Origin of the sequence: Streptomyces sp. 13-12-16, assembly GCF_002114215.1 — a bacterium.
In the GTDB taxonomy this organism is placed as follows: Bacteria; Actinomycetota; Actinomycetes; order Streptomycetales; family Streptomycetaceae; genus Streptomyces.
In genome coordinates, this window is sequence record NZ_NCTE01000140.1 from 1 (window position 1) to 14115 (window position 14115).

The window sequence follows — 14115 nt, forward strand, 5'->3', positions numbered from 1 at the left end:
CGCGCGCGGTCGCCGCCTGGCGCCAGGGCGGCCCGACGGGCCTCGCCGTCCTCGAGGAGCCCTGGGACCCGCCGGCCGGCCGCTTCGACCGCGCCCGTCCGCTCCTCCTCGCCGCCGACCTCCCCGCCTTCCGCCCCTGGCGCAACCGCCTCACCCACCCGCGGGGCCATGTCCAGCTCCGCCTCGGCCGCGACCACCTGTGGTACGCCTACGAGTCCGAGCCGGACCACGACGACTGGTGGCCCCGCGGCACCCCCGACCCGGACCCCGTGGGCGCCCTGACCGGTCTGGACGCACCGGCCGACCTGTGACGGGCACGAGCGGGGCGGCGGGTCCGGTGGCCCTCTCAGCCCCGCCTGCTCGTGGGGACCGACGCCACGGGTGCGTCGGTCTGCCGGAGTTCGGCCAGGAGCTCGCTCTGGCCGGCCAGCAGTTCGGTGAGGATCCGGCGGGCCGCGCGGAGGAGCTCGGCGACGTCGCCGCCGGCGAGGGCGTACCGGACGGTGGAGCCCTCCCGCACCGAGACGACGATGCCGGACCTCCTGAGCACGGCGAGCTGCTGCGAGAGGCTGGACGGTTCGATGTCGATGTCGGCGAGCAGGTCCCGTACCGGCACGGGCCCGTGCTGCAGCAGTTCCAGGACCCTGATGCGTACCGGGTGTCCCAGCATGCGGAAGAACTCCGCCTTGGCCTGGTAGAGGGGGACTTGCATGGGCGCGCACTCCCTGCCGCATCGGGGATGTTCTCCACGGTGCGGCGGCAGCGCCCTCACGGACGCGCCGCCGCACGATGTGCTGTCCTTCGGATCCGATCCTTCTTGCTCGGCCGGGCGCGCATCCACGGATTGGGACCATGTTGATGTGGTGACTTGAAGAAGTCTTCACATCATGGGCGCGCGTCGGCCCGGTTCCAGGGTCGTTCACACCTCCAGCTGTTCTTCGACCCGCTTGAGTTGGTGGCGGGCCATCGCCAGGTTCGACCGGGACTTGTCGAGTACGAGGTACAGGAACAGCCCGTTGCCGTTGCGCCCGCTGACCGGCCGGATGACGTGGTACTGGCTTTCGAGCGTGATGAGGATGTCCTCGATCTGGCCGGTCAGGCCCAGCAGTTCCATGGTGCGCAGCTTGGCCCGGATGACATCCGTGTTGCCGGCGGCCGCGACGGTGAGATCCAGGTCCTTGCCCCCGCCCAGCGTCCCCAGGGCCATGCCGCTGGAGTAGTCGACGACGGCCGCTCCGAGAGACCCTTCGACGGCGGTCATGATGTCCTTCAGCGACACTTCGACAGTTGCCATGGACGTCTCCCTCATCTGTTGTTCCACGGGTTGCGTCGGCCTCGACGGGCGGTGGTTCCCGCCCCGGCCGCGGTGGCACCGTAGGCAGGTGGCACCGGCCGGAGGGGACGGGTTTTTGGGGGTGACCCCTAATGACCGGATGCTTGCGCCGGGGAGCCGCTGTTCGACCGGGATCGGTCCGAGAAGTTACCGCGGTGCCACACGAGAGCGTGCGGTCCACAACGGTCGGGACGACGTCGTCGCCGGCGCCCCACGGGCCCCGGGTGCTCCGGACGCGGCCGTGACCGCCGCGTGGTGCGTCAGGGGGTGGGGACGGAGCCGGGGGTGTGACCGAAGGTGCGGCGGAAGACGCTGATGAAAGTGCTGGCGGACGACCAGCCGCACCGGTGGGCGACCGCGGTGACGGGGGTGCCGCCGGCCAGGAGGACCAGCGCGTGGTGGAGCCTGACCTGGGTGCGCCATTGGGGGTAGGTGAGGCCGAGGTCGTCGCGGAGGTGACGCGAGAGCGTGCGGGCGCCGGCACCGATCTGCCGGCCGAGTTCGTCGAGTGAGCGGTTGTCCGCCGGGTCGGCGCGCAGGATGTCGTGCAGCTTCCGGAGCAGGGGGGAGGTCGGGGCGGGCAGGTGCAGCGGCTGCTCGGGAGCGGTTTTCAGCTGGTCGAGCATGACGGCACGCAGGCGCCGGTGGGGTGGGCTGTCGTCCTCGGGGGTGCGCGTACAGGCGATGATCAGCTCGCGGAGGAGGGGGCTGACGGAGAGGACGGCCGGCTTGTCGAGACCGAGGGGATTCACCGCGGCGGGCAGGCCGACGAGGTGGAGGTCGAGCTCGCCGTGGGCCTGATGACGGTGGACGGTACCCGCCGGGATCCAGAGCGCCCGGGTGGCGGGAGCCACCCATGAGCCGGCGTCGGTGGTGACGGAGATCGTGCCCCGGCCCGCGTAGACGATCTGGTGGTCGTCATGGCGGTGGGCGTCGATCTCGCCCCCGGAGGCGAGACGCTGGGTCCGGGTCGGCGCGACGGGTGTGTGGCGGACTTTCTGCATCACTTGGCATTTTATCGAAAGCAGGATGCCGGCCGGGCCGCCCAGCATGGGGAGGTGCGAAGGAACACACCGATCTTCCTGCTGGCCGTGGGGCACGCCTGCGTCGACGTCTACCAGGGCGCCGTGGCGGCGCTGATCCCGTTCTTCGTGGCCGAACGTGACTACGGCTACGCCGTCGCTTCCGGCATCGTGCTGGCGGCTTCGCTGCTGTCGTCGGTCGCCCAGCCGGTCTTCGGCGTGCTGACCGACCGGTGGGCGATGCCGTGGCTGCTGCCGGCCGGCACGTTGCTGGGCGGCGTGGGCATCGCGCTGAGCGGCCTGAGCGGCTCGTACGGGCTCACACTGACGTTCGTCGCGATCTCGGGGGTCGGTGTGGCCGCCTACCACCCCGAGTCCGCCCGTGTCGCCAGACGTGCCGGCCGGGGCAGCCACCGCGCCATGAGCTGGTTCTCCCTGGGCGGCAACCTGGGCTTCGCCCTGGCACCGGTCATGGTCTCGGCCGTCATCGGTCACGGCTCGCTGCGCTGGACCCCGTTGCTGGTCCTGCCCGCGCTCGTCGGCGTCGCCCTGTGCGTGCCGACGCTCCGGATGCTCGGCCCGCGAGCGGCCGGTGCCTCCGGGACGACCCCGGCCAAGGGCACCGACGACGTGGCCTCGTTCGTGAAGCTGTCCCTGGCGGTCGTGTCCCGTTCCGTCGTCTTCGTCGGCCTGAGCACCTTCATCTCGCTCCACGTCCAGCAGCGCACGCACAGCGGCGCGGCCGCCGGAACCGTGGCCCTGTTCCTGCTGTTCCTGGGCGGGGCCGTCGGCTCGGTGCTGGGCGGCTTCCTGGCCGACCGCCACGACCGGGTGCGCGTCTCGCGGTGGTCCTACCTGCTCTCGGCCGTCGCCGTCGCCGGAGTGGTCCACGTGCCCGGTCCGGCCGTGTTCCTCTTCGTGGCCCTCACCTCCGTCGGCCTGTACGTCCCCTTCTCCCTGCAGATCACCCTCGGCCAGGACTACCTGCCCTCCCGGGTCGGCACCGCCGCCGGCGTGACCCTCGGCCTCACCGTCAGCGCCGGCGGCCTGGTCAGCCCCCTGCTGGGACACCTGGCCGACGCCACCTCCCTGCGGACGGCGCTGACCCCCCTGATCGCCATGCCCGCCCTGAACTGGCTCCTCTTCCACGCCCTGCCCGAGCCCGCCGTGCCGGGACGTGAACGGCTTCGACCGGGCGCCCGGAAGGAGAACCGCTCGCCGGAGCCCGCACGCCTCCCAGAAGATACGCAGGCCCCGAACACGTACGGGCATGTCACGGGAAGGCCCGGTCCGACGGAAAAGGATGATGCGTATGGGGCTTGACCACAGCTACCAAATCTTCGTGCCTGCCCGGAACGTCACCAGGACGCTGCTCGAACTCACCGAACGGGCGCCGTCGGCACATCGAGTGCCACCGCTCACGGTCACCCTGCCCGACGGCGACCGGATCGTCGTCCCGTTCACCTCTTGTTTCAAGAGCGAACCGGTGGACTGCTCCACAGCCGACAGCCTCTCGCTCGACACCTCGATCATGTTCGGCGTCGACGAGGCGGTCCGCGAATACCACGACGGCGACGTCGAACCCGACGAGCTCGGGAGAGTCCAGATCGGATACATCTGCCTCACGGTGCGGTTCGCGCCCGAGCGCCACCCGCGCTTCGCGTTGCTGGACTTCACGGCGGCCACGTCGGGGATGAGCCGGCTGTTCGAACGATCCGCGAGCGTCAGAACCGTGTTCACCGACCTCACCGCCGCCGGCGGCGGAGTGTGCTGTCTGCTCGACACCGAGAGCGACACCTTCCGAATATGCCGGCTGAACGGTCAGCCGGTCCAGGACACGGTCCCCGGCCCCCGTTTCGCCGACTACCGCTCCCTCGTGGAAAGTTGGCCCGAACGCCGAAGTCCTTCCGCGACGTGACCGGACACGAGCGCTCGCCGCCGGAGCCGGGGACCGCGGACTCCGCAGGGCGGCCGCGACGCGAGCGGAAGCCCGCCCCGGGGGTCCGTCAGTGCCCTGCGGCAGAGCGCCGCGCATGATCAGCGACAGGACGGGTACGGCGGGAACCCCGGCATGCGACCCCGTGGAGCAGGGGTCGCCCACGGAGGCCCTGCCGGGCCGGCCCCGGTGCCCCCTCCAGGGGGCACCGGGGCCGAACGCCGCGCGGGGGCGCGGGTGTCAGTCGTCGTACGACAGACCGTGCCCGGTGCGGAAGAGGACCCGGGACGGGTCGTCGGCCCGTTGGACGGGCACGGGCAGCTTGCCGCGCGGCTCGACCCGGCCGGCGATCACCCGGGCGGCGGCGCGCAGTTCGACCTCGGTCCAGCAGTAGGAGGCCAGTGAGGCCGGGACGCCGCCGAGGTGGGCGATGTCGTAGGGGTTGCGCACCGCGAGGTGGACGACGGGGACGCCCGTCGCGAGCAGCCGGGACACCAGGGTGCGCTGGGCGCTGGTGGCGCCGACGTTGTCGGTGGTGACCACCACCGCGTCCCGTCCCCGTGCGGCGGCCACGGCCTCGTCGATCTTCGCCGCGTCGGGCGCCCGGCCGGTGGCGAGGTGGGTGGTGCTGTAGCCCAGTTCACCGAACGCCTTGGCCAGCTCGGGCACCGTGGTGCGGGTGTCGTCGGTCGGGAAGGCCGGGCTGGCGCCGACCACGAGCAGCTTCCGCTGACCGCGGCGCAGCGGGAGCGCCCCGTCCTCGTTGACCAGCAGGGTGGTGGTGCGCTCGGCGATCCGGGCGGCGGCGCGCCGGTGCCCGCGGGCGCCGACGACCCGGTCGACCTCCTTCGCGGAGACGTAGGGGCTGCCGTCGAGCAGGCCGGCCTTGTCCTTGACCCGCAGGATGCGCAGGACCGACTCGTCGAGCCGGTCCTCGGTGATCTCTCCGCTGCGCACGGCGGCCAGGACGCCGTGGTAGGCGACGCCGATGTCCGGCGGGAACAGCAGCTGGTCGGCGCCGGCCTTGAGGGCGAGGACGGGCACGCGGTCGTCGCCGTACTTGGTGCGCACGCCCTGCATGTTGAGGGCGTCGGTGACGATCACGCCGTCGAAGCCGAGTTCGCCGCGCAGCACGCCCTGGAGGATCGTGGGCGACAGGGTGGCCGGTTCGTTGCTGGGGTCGAGCGCGGGGACCTGGAGGTGCGCGGTCATGATCGAGTCGACGCCGGCGGCGATCGCGGCCCTGAAGGGCGGGGCGTCGACGCGCTCCCACTCCTCGCGGGTGTGGGTGATCACGGGCAGTCCGGTGTGGCTGTCCTCCCCGGTGTCCCCGTGGCCCGGGAAGTGCTTGGCGCAGGCCACGACGCCGACCTGCTGATACCCCGTCACCTGGGCCGCCACCATGCGGCCGACCGCGCGGGCGTCGGCGCCGAAGGAGCGGACGTTGATGATGGGGTTGGCCGGATTGACGTTGACGTCGGCTACCGGGGCGAAGTTCTGATGGATGCCCAGGGCCGCGAGTTCGGTGCCCGAGATCCGTCCGGCGGTGCGCGCGTCGGAGAGCGAGCGGCCCGCGCCGAGCGCCATCGCGCCCGGCAACTGGGTGGCGCCGCTGCCGATACGGACGTTGACCCCGTGCTCCTGGTCGATGGAGATCAGGGACGGAACGGGAGTGGGCAGGGCGAGCGAGGCACGCTGCACACCGTTGCTCAAGTCCGCCACCTGGCGGGGGTCCTGGATGTTGTTCGTCCAGCCGGAGAAGTAGATGACCCCGCCGACGTGGTACTCGGCGATGAGCTCGGCCACGGTGCGGACGCCGAGTTCCCTGAGGTTGCGGTCCTGGTCGAACTGGCTGGGAGAGGTCGCCGACGCACCGTAGAAGTACGGCACGAAGAGCTGGCCGACCTTCGCCTCGACGCTCATCCCGGAGATGATCCTCTTGAGGCGGCCGTCGCGCCCGTGCGCGGCCGCGGGGGCGGCCGCCACGCCCACGACGCCCGTCGCGCTCGCGGCGACCACGGTCGCGGAGGCGAGAACGGTCCGTCTGGACAGATTCCGGTCCTGCATGCGGACATGCTCCTTCCAGCCTTGCCCATCAAGGGAATTGAAGGAAACGCGAAGGACTCCGAACAGCCGGAAACGTAGCCCGCGGGTCACAGGCGGGGCAAGAGGTCTAGACAAAATAGGTCTAGACAGGATTGAGGGCGCTCCTGCCGTGCGCACGGTCGCCCTGAGCTGGGCCGATCCGTGAAGCACACCGCTTCCCGTGATCCACGGGACACCCGGTGCTCCGGCCGCAGTCCGTGATCTCGGGCCGGTCCCCGGTGCGGTCGGTGCCCGGCCGGGCGTGCCCGCCCCGACTCTCCCGCGGGACGTGCGTTTATGATCGCAAGACCCGCCGACCCGCGGGAGACGGCCGGGGCGGCAAGAGCCGGGCGCCCCTGCCGCCGGGTGCCGTGGCCCTGGTTCCGGAGCACGTCCTGAAAGGTGCGACACCGCGATGACGCACGGCACTTCGGCACTCGACGACCCGGTGGGCCGGTCACTCCGTGGCCCTCACGCACGGTTCGCCCGGCGACTCGGCAAGGCCGTCACCTACCTGCCGGAGGTGACGACCTTCTCCGCGGTGTCCGTCGACGCGGACGCGGACGCGCCGGACTGGGACGACCTGGCCGAGCTGCTCGGTCCGGGCGAATTCGCCGACATGTTCAGCTCCCCGGCCACTCCGCCGTCCGGCTGGGAACCGGTTTTCCGTCTCGAGGGCCGGCAGATGATCCGGCGCGGTGAGGGCCGGCCCGGTCACCCTCCCGTCCGGCCCGGCACCGAAGTGGTCGAGCTCACCGCGGACGACGTGCCCCAGATGCTCGACCTGGTGGCGCGGACGCGGCCGGGACCGTTCCGGCCGCGCACCCGCGAGCTCGGCACCTACCTCGGCGTCCGTGACAACGGCACGCTGGTGGCGATGGCGGGGGAGCGGCTGCGGCCTCCGGGCTGGACCGAGATCAGCGCCGTCTGCACCGCTCCCGAGGCGCGCGGACGAGGTCATGCGGCGCGTCTCGTCCGCGCGCTCACCGCGCGGATCACGGCCCGCGGCGAACGTCCCTTCCTGCACGTGGCCGAGACGAACACCGGCGCGATCGGCCTGTATGAGCGGCTCGGCTTCGAAACCCGCAAGCAGGTGACCTTTCGGGGGTTCCGCACGCCTTGAGGGCCCCCGCGGCTCGTGGGCACCGCCCGCCGCGGTGACCGCGAACGACCAGCCGGAGGTTTTCAGAACCACTGGCTACCCAATCGTGGGGAGGGGGACGACGCCGCCGCCGTCGACGACGAGGACGGCGCCGTCGCCGGGGGTGCGCAACAGGTCGCGGAGCAGGCCGTTGTCCTCGTGGCAGGAGACCGTACGGACCGGTCCCGCGAAGCCGCGGTGGCCGCCGAACTGACGGAATTGCAGGTCGCAGACGCGGAGTTCGGTGCCGTACCGGTCGACGAGGTCGGCGGTGGGCAGCCGGTGAAGGGCGTGGGACCGAAACGGCCCCACGCGACGAAGGCCGCCGGGGCGAGGTAGATCAGGTCGCCGGTGATGGTGGCCTTCTCGCCGCGGCGCAGGCGCATGGTGAGCGCGCAGGCGAAGAGCAGAACGAGTCCGGTGGCGGCCGGCGGCACCAGCGCCGGCGCGATGCCGAGCACGGCGGGCAGGACCAGGCCGACCGCGGCCAGCAGCTCGACGGCGCCGATGGCCTTGAGAGCGCCGGGGCTGAACTCCAGGACCCACTGCGCGGAGGAGCCCACCGCGGCCGGCTTCTCCTGCGGCACGAACATCTTGGAACTGCCCACCAGACAGACAGCGGTGAGCACTCCGGCGGTGATCCACAGCGCGACGTTCATCGTCAACTCCCTGATCACCCTCACCGATCCGAAGCCGATCCGCGTCGCGGTGATCGGCTTGGTAAGCCGACGACTCTCACTCGTAGCGCAGGCGCAGTGACTCCTGCTCGGCTTCCTCGATCTGGTCCAGGGTCAGGCCGGGCAGGTTCAGCTGGGCCAGGGTCACCTCGGCGCTGGTCGGCTGGGCGTCGGCAGGCAGCCACTGCTCGGGTCGCCAGGCGTTGGCGCGCATCAGTGACTTCGGGCAGTGCGGATAGACCTGCTCGACCTGCACCACAAGCGCTGTGACCGGTGGTTTTCCGACGGGAGTGAGTCGGGCGAGCAGTTCCGGGCGGGCGGAGACGCAGGCACGGCCGTTGACGCGCAGTGTGGTCGGGCGGCCGGGGACGAGGAAGAGCAGTCCGACGCGTCCGGTCTCCAGCACGTTGTGCAGGGTGTCGAGCCGCTTGTTGCCGGTCGCGTCGGGGACGACCAGAGTTTGCCCGTCCAGCACCGAGACGAACCCGGCCGGGCCGCCGCGCGGTGTCACGTCCGCCCGGCCCTCTGCGTCCGCGCTGCCGATGAACACCAGTGAGGAGCAGCCGATCAGCGCCCGGGCCTCCTCGGTCAGGCGGTCGGTCTCCTTGCGCAGCGCGTTCGGGTTCGGCTGCGGGTAGAGCTCACGCAACCGCTCCGGGCTGGTGAGGGCGTCCGCCCGGAGGGAATCGAAAAGCGAGGCGGCAGCATCGGTATCGATCATCATATGGGCGACCCTAGAAGATGATCTGGTGACCCGAGCCGGAGAACCGGAACAGGGTTCCCGCCGAAGGACCTCCGACGCACGTCAGGAGGGCGAGTCCAGGCGGTCTTCGACGGCACGTGCAACGAGGTCGTGGATCATGAACTGCCCGGGTCCGCAGTTCTCCTTGAGGCGGGCGAGATCGTCGGGGCCGAACCAGTCGTGGGCGGAGTGCTTGGACCATTCCGGCTTGGGGTGGTCCAGGCCGCCGTCCACCTCGACGAGGTAGTCGGCCTCGTGACGCAGGCCGCCGCCGTCGTCCCCCGTCCAGGTCGTGGTGCCGAGGAACCGCCGCACGTGGGTCGGTCGTCGGCCGGTCTCCTCCTCGACTTCGCGTGCGAGAGCCTCCAGAAGCGTTTCCCCCTCCTCGACATGACCGCCCACGATGTCCCAGGCCCCGGGAAACAGGCGACGGTCCGAACTCCGCTTCCGGGCAGAGGCACGACCCTCCCGGTCGAGGATGACAGCGCCGACGGTCCAGACCTCGTCCGCGCCGGGGACGGGGACCTGGATATCATCGTTGACGGTGAACGACCGTTTGTGAGTGGGCGTGACCGGTAGCGTAGAGCGGGCCCTCGCCCGGCTTGCCGGAGTCGTCGTGGTCGGTGACCAGCTGCCGGGGACCGGCTGCCTGCGCCGCAGGCCGCGGGCGCCGCGATGTACCCGAACCAGCCGATCCACGAACCAGGAACGACACCACTATGAGATGGGACGATCACCGCGTCGTCATCACGGCCGCCGGCCGGGACTTCGGGCGGACCCTGGCCCTCCGGCTCGCGGACCTCGGCGCCGAGGTGTTCCTCTCGGCACGTCACCTCGCCGCCGCCCAGCGAGTCCGCGACGAGATCCGCGATCGCGGCCATCAGCGGGTGCACGCCTTCGCCTGCGACCTGGCGGAGCCCGCCTCGATCCGCGACTTCGCTTCCGGCGTCGCGGAACGCACGAACCGTGTCGACGTACTCATCAACAACGGCTCTCGCTACCTGACGGGGCCGGACCTGCTGTCCGCAACCGACGCGGACGTCGTCGACACCATCGCCTCCGGCGCCACGGGCACCGTCCTGACCACGAAGAGTTTCCTCCCTCTCCTGCTCAACTCGGACAAGCCGGATGTCGTGACGATGGTCTCCGCGTGCGGAACGCCGGGCCACCACCGGTCCGATGCGCACGACGCCTTCTACGCGGCCAAGAGCGCCCAGACGGGGTTCACCGAGATCCTCTCCAAGCGCCTGCGCGCTCAAGGAGTCCGGGTGATCTCGCTCTACCCGCCCGACTTCGTCAACGCCGATCCGCTCTCCGAGGAGTGGGAGACCACCCCGCGCGCAGCCGAGGACGCCCTCACCGCGCAGTCCCTCGTGGAGTGCATCCTCTTCGCCGTCGCTCAACCTCGTGACTGCTTCATCAAGGCGTTCCATTTCGAACAGGTCTGACCCGCGCACTCGTACGTCGCCGTACGACGGCTGACGCGAGGCCGCCCGGGCCGTGGGCGTTGAGGCGGCTCCAGTTCCCGACCGGCTCGGCAGTCCTCTCATCCGGCGGGCGGAGCCGTGACCAGGTCCATGCTCGGGTAGCTGCCCGTGACGAAGCCCGCGGCTTCGCAGACCGGCCTTCCGGCCGTACCGGCGTGCAGTTGGGCGTAGTGGATGCCCGCCGTGCGGAGGCGGCCGACCAGTGCGTCCACGATGCGGCGTGCGTGGCCGCGGTCGCGGGCCGGGACGTCGGTCACGATCCCGTCGGGGCAGCCGCGGCGTCCGAGCGGCAGTACGCGAGCGACGCGGTCACCCCTGTGCACGTGGCCCTCGCCATGCCCTCGGCCGAGCGCGAGTTGACCCTCCCCCTACGTCAGGCTCGAGGCTGTGTGCCGACGAAGGGACGGGTGGATGAGCTACTCCGTGGGGCAGGTGGCGGCCTTCGCCGGGGTGACGGTGCGTACGCTGCATCACTACGACAAGGCGGGACTGCTCTCGCCCAGTGACCGCAGCCACGCCGGATACCGGCTCTACAACGAGGCCGACCTGGTCCGTCTCCAGCAGATCCTCTTCTACCGCGAGCTCGGCTTCCCTCTCGACGAGATCGCCGCGCTCTTCAAGGATCCGCAGGTGAACCCCCTGGAGCGGCTCCGGGCCCGGCAGCGGCAGCTGCACGAGGAGATCGCCAGGCTGCAGCGGCTGGCCGAGGTGGCGGAGCGGGCCATCGAGGTCCAGAAGACCGGCGTGCCCCTGACTCCCGAAGAACGCTTCGAGGTGTTCGGCGAGATCGCCTTCGACCTGAGTTACGCCACCGAGGCGGAGCTGAAGTGGGCGCACTCGGAAGGACAGCGCGAGGCGATGGCGCGCGCGGACGCCCACACCAAGGAGGACTGGCGCCGGCTCATGGGCGAGGCCGCCGCCTGGCGCGCGGAGCTGCTCGCGGTCTTCGACGAGGGGGAGCCGAGCTGCGGCGAGCGGGCCATGGACCTCGCCGAGGAACACCGCTTGCACATCGCACGCTGGTTCACCTCCTGCCCGCCCGACATGCACCGGCGTATCGCGGACGACTTCGTCGCCGACCCGCGCGCCTTCGCCCTGGTCGTACCGCCCTCGCAGCAACGCCCGGGCCTGGCCGTCTACACGCGCGAGGCGGTCCACGCCAACGCGGCCCGCCACGCCGGTGACGGCACCGGTTCCGAGGAGAACCGATGAGGATCCTGATCGCCGCGGCCGGATCGCGCGGCGACGTCGCGCCCTACACGGGCCTGGGCGCCGAACTGAGCCGGGCCGGCCACGACGTCGCCCTCGCCGCCACCGACACCTTCGCACCCCTCGCACGCGAGGCGGGGCTGGAGTTCCGTGGTCTGCCCGCCGACACACGGGGACATGGCGATGTCACGGGCAAACGTGACCTGATGCGGGCCGCCGCAGCCTTCATCACCGAACTGGGTCAGGGCTTCGCCGACGCGGTGGACAAGGGCACGGACCTGCTCCTGCTGTCGACCACCACGGCCCCCCTCGGCTGGCACCTCACCGAGGCCACCGGCACACCGAGCCTCGGCGTGTACCTCCAGCCCACCGCACCGACCGGCGACTTCCCACCCGTCGTGACCGGCTCCCGCTCACTGGGCCGGCTCGCCAACCGGGCAGCCGGACGCTTCGCCCTGCGGATGGCCGACCGCGTCTACGCACGGGCCGTCACACAACTGCGCCACCGCCTCGCTCTCCCTCCGGCCTCCCCCTCCGAGGTGCGCCGACGACAGGAACAAGCGAACTGGCCCGTCCTGCACGGTTTCAGCACGGCCCTGGTGCCCCGCCCCGCCGACTGGCGCCCCGGCCTGGACGTCGTGGGCAACTGGTGGCCCCATCACGACCCGGCCGAGCGACTCCCTTACGAGCTTGAGGACTTCCTGAGCGCCGGACCCCGGCCCGTCCTCATCGGCTTCGGCAGCATGGCGTCCGGCGACGGAGAACGACTGAGCGGGATCGCGGTGCGCGCCCTGCGCCGCGCCGGACTGCGCGGCATCCTGCAATCCGGGAGCGCCGGACTCACCGCCGACGGGGACGACGTGCTCACTGTCAGGGACGTACCGCACGCCCTGCTGTTCCCACGGCTGGCCGCGGTGGTCCACCACGGCGGGGCCGGCACCTCCGCCGCCGCGCTACGCGCCGGAGTGCCCGCCGTCCCCGTGCCGGTCACCGCGGACCAGCCGTTCTGGGCGAGGCGACTCGCCGCCCTCGGCGCCGCCACCGACCCCGTCCCCTTCCGGTCCCTCACCGCCGAACGGCTCGCCGACTCCCTCCATCACGTGGTGAAACAGCAGTCGTACAGCCGAGCCGCCGCGACAGCGGCACACCACATGGCGGCCGAGAACGGAGCACGGAAGACACTCAAGGCCATCCAGCAGATGACCGGGGGATGACGCCGATCCGTTCCTCGCGCGCGTCCCGTCTCGAGCGAGGAGCCCGGGCCCGGTCCTCGACCTGGTCGGAACAGGTACCCGGGGTCCCCTGTCACGGGGGGGGGGGGCGTCGGTGACACGGCGAAGCCGCGCCTGCTCACGGCGAAGCCACACCTGAACACTCCGGTGCGGCTTCGCCGCGGGATCGAGCGTCCTGGCGCACACGACGCGGTCGGTGCTTCGTGCGGCCCGGTCACCTGTGCGGGCGGCGGGAGTCCTGGATCAGTAGCCGTAGATCATCTTGTAGGCGACCTCGGGGAGGAACTGGCCGGCCGTGGAGCCGGTTCCGACACCGCAGTTGCCGTCGGACTCGCCCGGGGTCTTGATCCACAGGAGCATCTCGGCGCCTCCGCCCTTCTGGGTGGGCGTGCCGATGCGGCGGCCGGAGGGGTTGCACCACTGGCCGTTGGAGCCGTTGCCGTTGCGGCTGGTGTCCACGACGAACGGCTTGGTGTAGCCGTAACGGGCGGCCAGTTCGTTGTTGACGGCGTTGCCGTAGGCGGTGTTCTCGGCGGTGGTGATGTAGTTGGAGACGTTGAGCGAGAAGCCGTGGGCCTGTCGGAGGCCGGCTTCGTGGAGGCGCCGGGCCATGGTCGCCGCGTCGGCCCAGCGCGGGTTGCCGGCGTCCATGTAGACCCAGGTGTTGGGGGCTTGACGATTGAACTCGGCGAGGGCGCCGGTGAGCATGGCCTCGCGTTCGTCGATCTGGGCCTGGGTCATGCAGCCGTAGTCTCCGAGGGAGTCCGGTTCGAGGACGACGACGGCCGGGCGGGCCGCGATGCCTCCGGCGAACTGGGCGATCCAGTTGGCGTAGGCGGACGGCGAGGAGGCTCCGCCGGCGGAGTGCCCGCCGCAGTAGTCACGGTGGTAGATGTTGTAGGCGACGAGGATGGGCAGCTTGTCCCGGTTGTCCGCCGCTCCGGCGTAGGCGCCTGTCGCGGTGCCGATGGTGCCGCTCCAGGAGCCGAACCAGCGGGCCATCGGGGTGTTGGCGATGGAGGCGTTGATCGCGGCGGCCCGGCCGTCGCCGGGGTTGGCGGCCGCCCACCGCCTCGCGCTGGAGTCGGGGTCCACGTAGAACCCGTTGGTCATGGTGGTGGGGTCGGCCGCGTGGGCGGAGGGCGCGGCGGCGAACGCCAGCGGCAGAGCACAGAACGCTGCCATCAGGGTGCGGAGTCTGCGGCTCAAGACAGTACCTCGGTTTCAGAGGAGGCGTGTTTTGGGAGCGCT

General features: G+C 71.3%; 15 protein-coding genes and 2 pseudogenes. 7 read left to right on the top strand and 10 right to left on the bottom strand.

The window, feature by feature from the left end; genetic code table 11:
* A pseudogene (locus tag B7767_RS06360) lies at positions 1-311 on the top strand (hypothetical protein); the annotation flags it as partial.
* A gap of 35 nt (positions 312-346) precedes the next feature.
* On the opposite strand, the gene B7767_RS06365 reads toward B7767_RS06360, so the two are convergent.
* The 3 genes from B7767_RS06365 to B7767_RS06375 form a co-directional block, all read right to left on the bottom strand.
* Positions 347-712: a helix-turn-helix transcriptional regulator gene (locus B7767_RS06365; protein ID WP_085571271.1), complete on the bottom strand. Its 366-nt coding sequence runs from the start codon at positions 710-712 to the stop codon at positions 347-349.
* A 207-nt stretch (positions 713-919) separates the two neighbouring features.
* Positions 920-1294: a hypothetical protein gene (locus B7767_RS06370; RefSeq protein WP_085571272.1), complete on the bottom strand. Its 375-nt coding sequence runs from the start codon at positions 1292-1294 to the stop codon at positions 920-922.
* Between the two features lie 299 nt (positions 1295-1593).
* Positions 1594-2337, bottom strand: a complete 744-nt coding sequence (locus B7767_RS06375) for a helix-turn-helix transcriptional regulator (RefSeq protein WP_085571303.1) — start codon at positions 2335-2337, stop codon at positions 1594-1596.
* A 54-nt stretch (positions 2338-2391) separates the two neighbouring features.
* On the opposite strand from B7767_RS06375, the gene B7767_RS06380 reads away from it, so the two are divergent.
* The gene (locus B7767_RS06380; protein WP_085571273.1) at positions 2392-3678 is read left to right on the top strand and encodes an MFS transporter; all 1287 of its coding nucleotides are present in this window, start codon (positions 2392-2394) and stop codon (positions 3676-3678) included.
* Entirely contained in the window at positions 3668-4273 is a 606-nt protein-coding gene (locus B7767_RS06385) for a hypothetical protein (protein ID WP_085571274.1), read from the top strand. The genes B7767_RS06380 and B7767_RS06385 overlap by 11 nt, the downstream gene beginning before the upstream one ends.
* A 258-nt stretch (positions 4274-4531) precedes the next feature.
* Here B7767_RS06385 and B7767_RS06390 read toward each other — a convergent pair whose 3' ends face one another.
* Positions 4532-6358 (bottom strand): glycoside hydrolase family 3 protein, encoded by a 1827-nt coding sequence (locus B7767_RS06390; protein WP_085571275.1) that lies wholly within the window; start codon positions 6356-6358, stop codon positions 4532-4534.
* Between the two features lie 433 nt (positions 6359-6791).
* On the opposite strand from B7767_RS06390, the gene B7767_RS06395 reads away from it, so the two are divergent.
* Positions 6792-7499 (top strand): GNAT family N-acetyltransferase, encoded by a 708-nt coding sequence (locus tag B7767_RS06395; RefSeq protein ID WP_085571276.1) that lies wholly within the window; start codon positions 6792-6794, stop codon positions 7497-7499.
* A 75-nt stretch (positions 7500-7574) separates the two neighbouring features.
* Here B7767_RS06395 and B7767_RS46160 read toward each other — a convergent pair whose 3' ends face one another.
* The 4 genes and pseudogenes from B7767_RS46160 to B7767_RS06410 all read right to left on the bottom strand — a co-directional run bounded on the left by B7767_RS46160 (position 7575) and on the right by B7767_RS06410 (position 9635).
* Entirely contained in the window at positions 7575-7829 is a 255-nt protein-coding gene (locus tag B7767_RS46160) for a hypothetical protein (protein ID WP_256923342.1), read from the bottom strand.
* Positions 7830-7846: 17 nt separating this feature from the next.
* A pseudogene (locus tag B7767_RS46165) lies at positions 7847-8176 on the bottom strand (DoxX family protein); the annotation flags it as partial.
* Between the two features lie 76 nt (positions 8177-8252).
* Entirely contained in the window at positions 8253-8918 is a 666-nt protein-coding gene (locus B7767_RS06405; protein WP_085571278.1) for an MSMEG_1061 family FMN-dependent PPOX-type flavoprotein, read from the bottom strand.
* An 81-nt stretch (positions 8919-8999) separates the two neighbouring features.
* Complete coding sequence (locus B7767_RS06410) at positions 9000-9635, bottom strand: NUDIX hydrolase (RefSeq protein ID WP_306297943.1); 636 nt, start codon at positions 9633-9635, stop codon at positions 9000-9002.
* Positions 9636-9655: 20 nt separating this feature from the next.
* On the opposite strand from B7767_RS06410, the gene B7767_RS06415 reads away from it, so the two are divergent.
* A complete protein-coding gene (locus tag B7767_RS06415; RefSeq protein ID WP_085571279.1) occupies positions 9656-10384 on the top strand; it encodes an SDR family oxidoreductase in 729 nt (242 codons plus the stop codon).
* Positions 10385-10482: 98 nt separating this feature from the next.
* Here B7767_RS06415 and B7767_RS06420 read toward each other — a convergent pair whose 3' ends face one another.
* Complete coding sequence (locus B7767_RS06420; protein ID WP_143652245.1) at positions 10483-10680, bottom strand: hypothetical protein; 198 nt, start codon at positions 10678-10680, stop codon at positions 10483-10485.
* A gap of 154 nt (positions 10681-10834) precedes the next feature.
* On the opposite strand from B7767_RS06420, the gene B7767_RS06425 reads away from it, so the two are divergent.
* Positions 10835-11635, top strand: coding sequence for a MerR family transcriptional regulator (locus tag B7767_RS06425; RefSeq protein WP_085571281.1), 801 nt, complete (start codon positions 10835-10837; stop codon positions 11633-11635).
* Positions 11632-12846, top strand: a complete 1215-nt coding sequence (locus B7767_RS06430) for a glycosyltransferase (protein ID WP_085571282.1) — start codon at positions 11632-11634, stop codon at positions 12844-12846. Before B7767_RS06425 ends, B7767_RS06430 begins: the two co-directional genes overlap by 4 nt.
* A gap of 261 nt (positions 12847-13107) precedes the next feature.
* On the opposite strand, the gene B7767_RS06435 is transcribed toward B7767_RS06430, so the two are convergent.
* Complete coding sequence (locus B7767_RS06435) at positions 13108-14073, bottom strand: glycoside hydrolase family 6 protein (RefSeq protein WP_085571283.1); 966 nt, start codon at positions 14071-14073, stop codon at positions 13108-13110.
* Between the last annotated feature and the right edge of the window lie 42 nt (positions 14074-14115).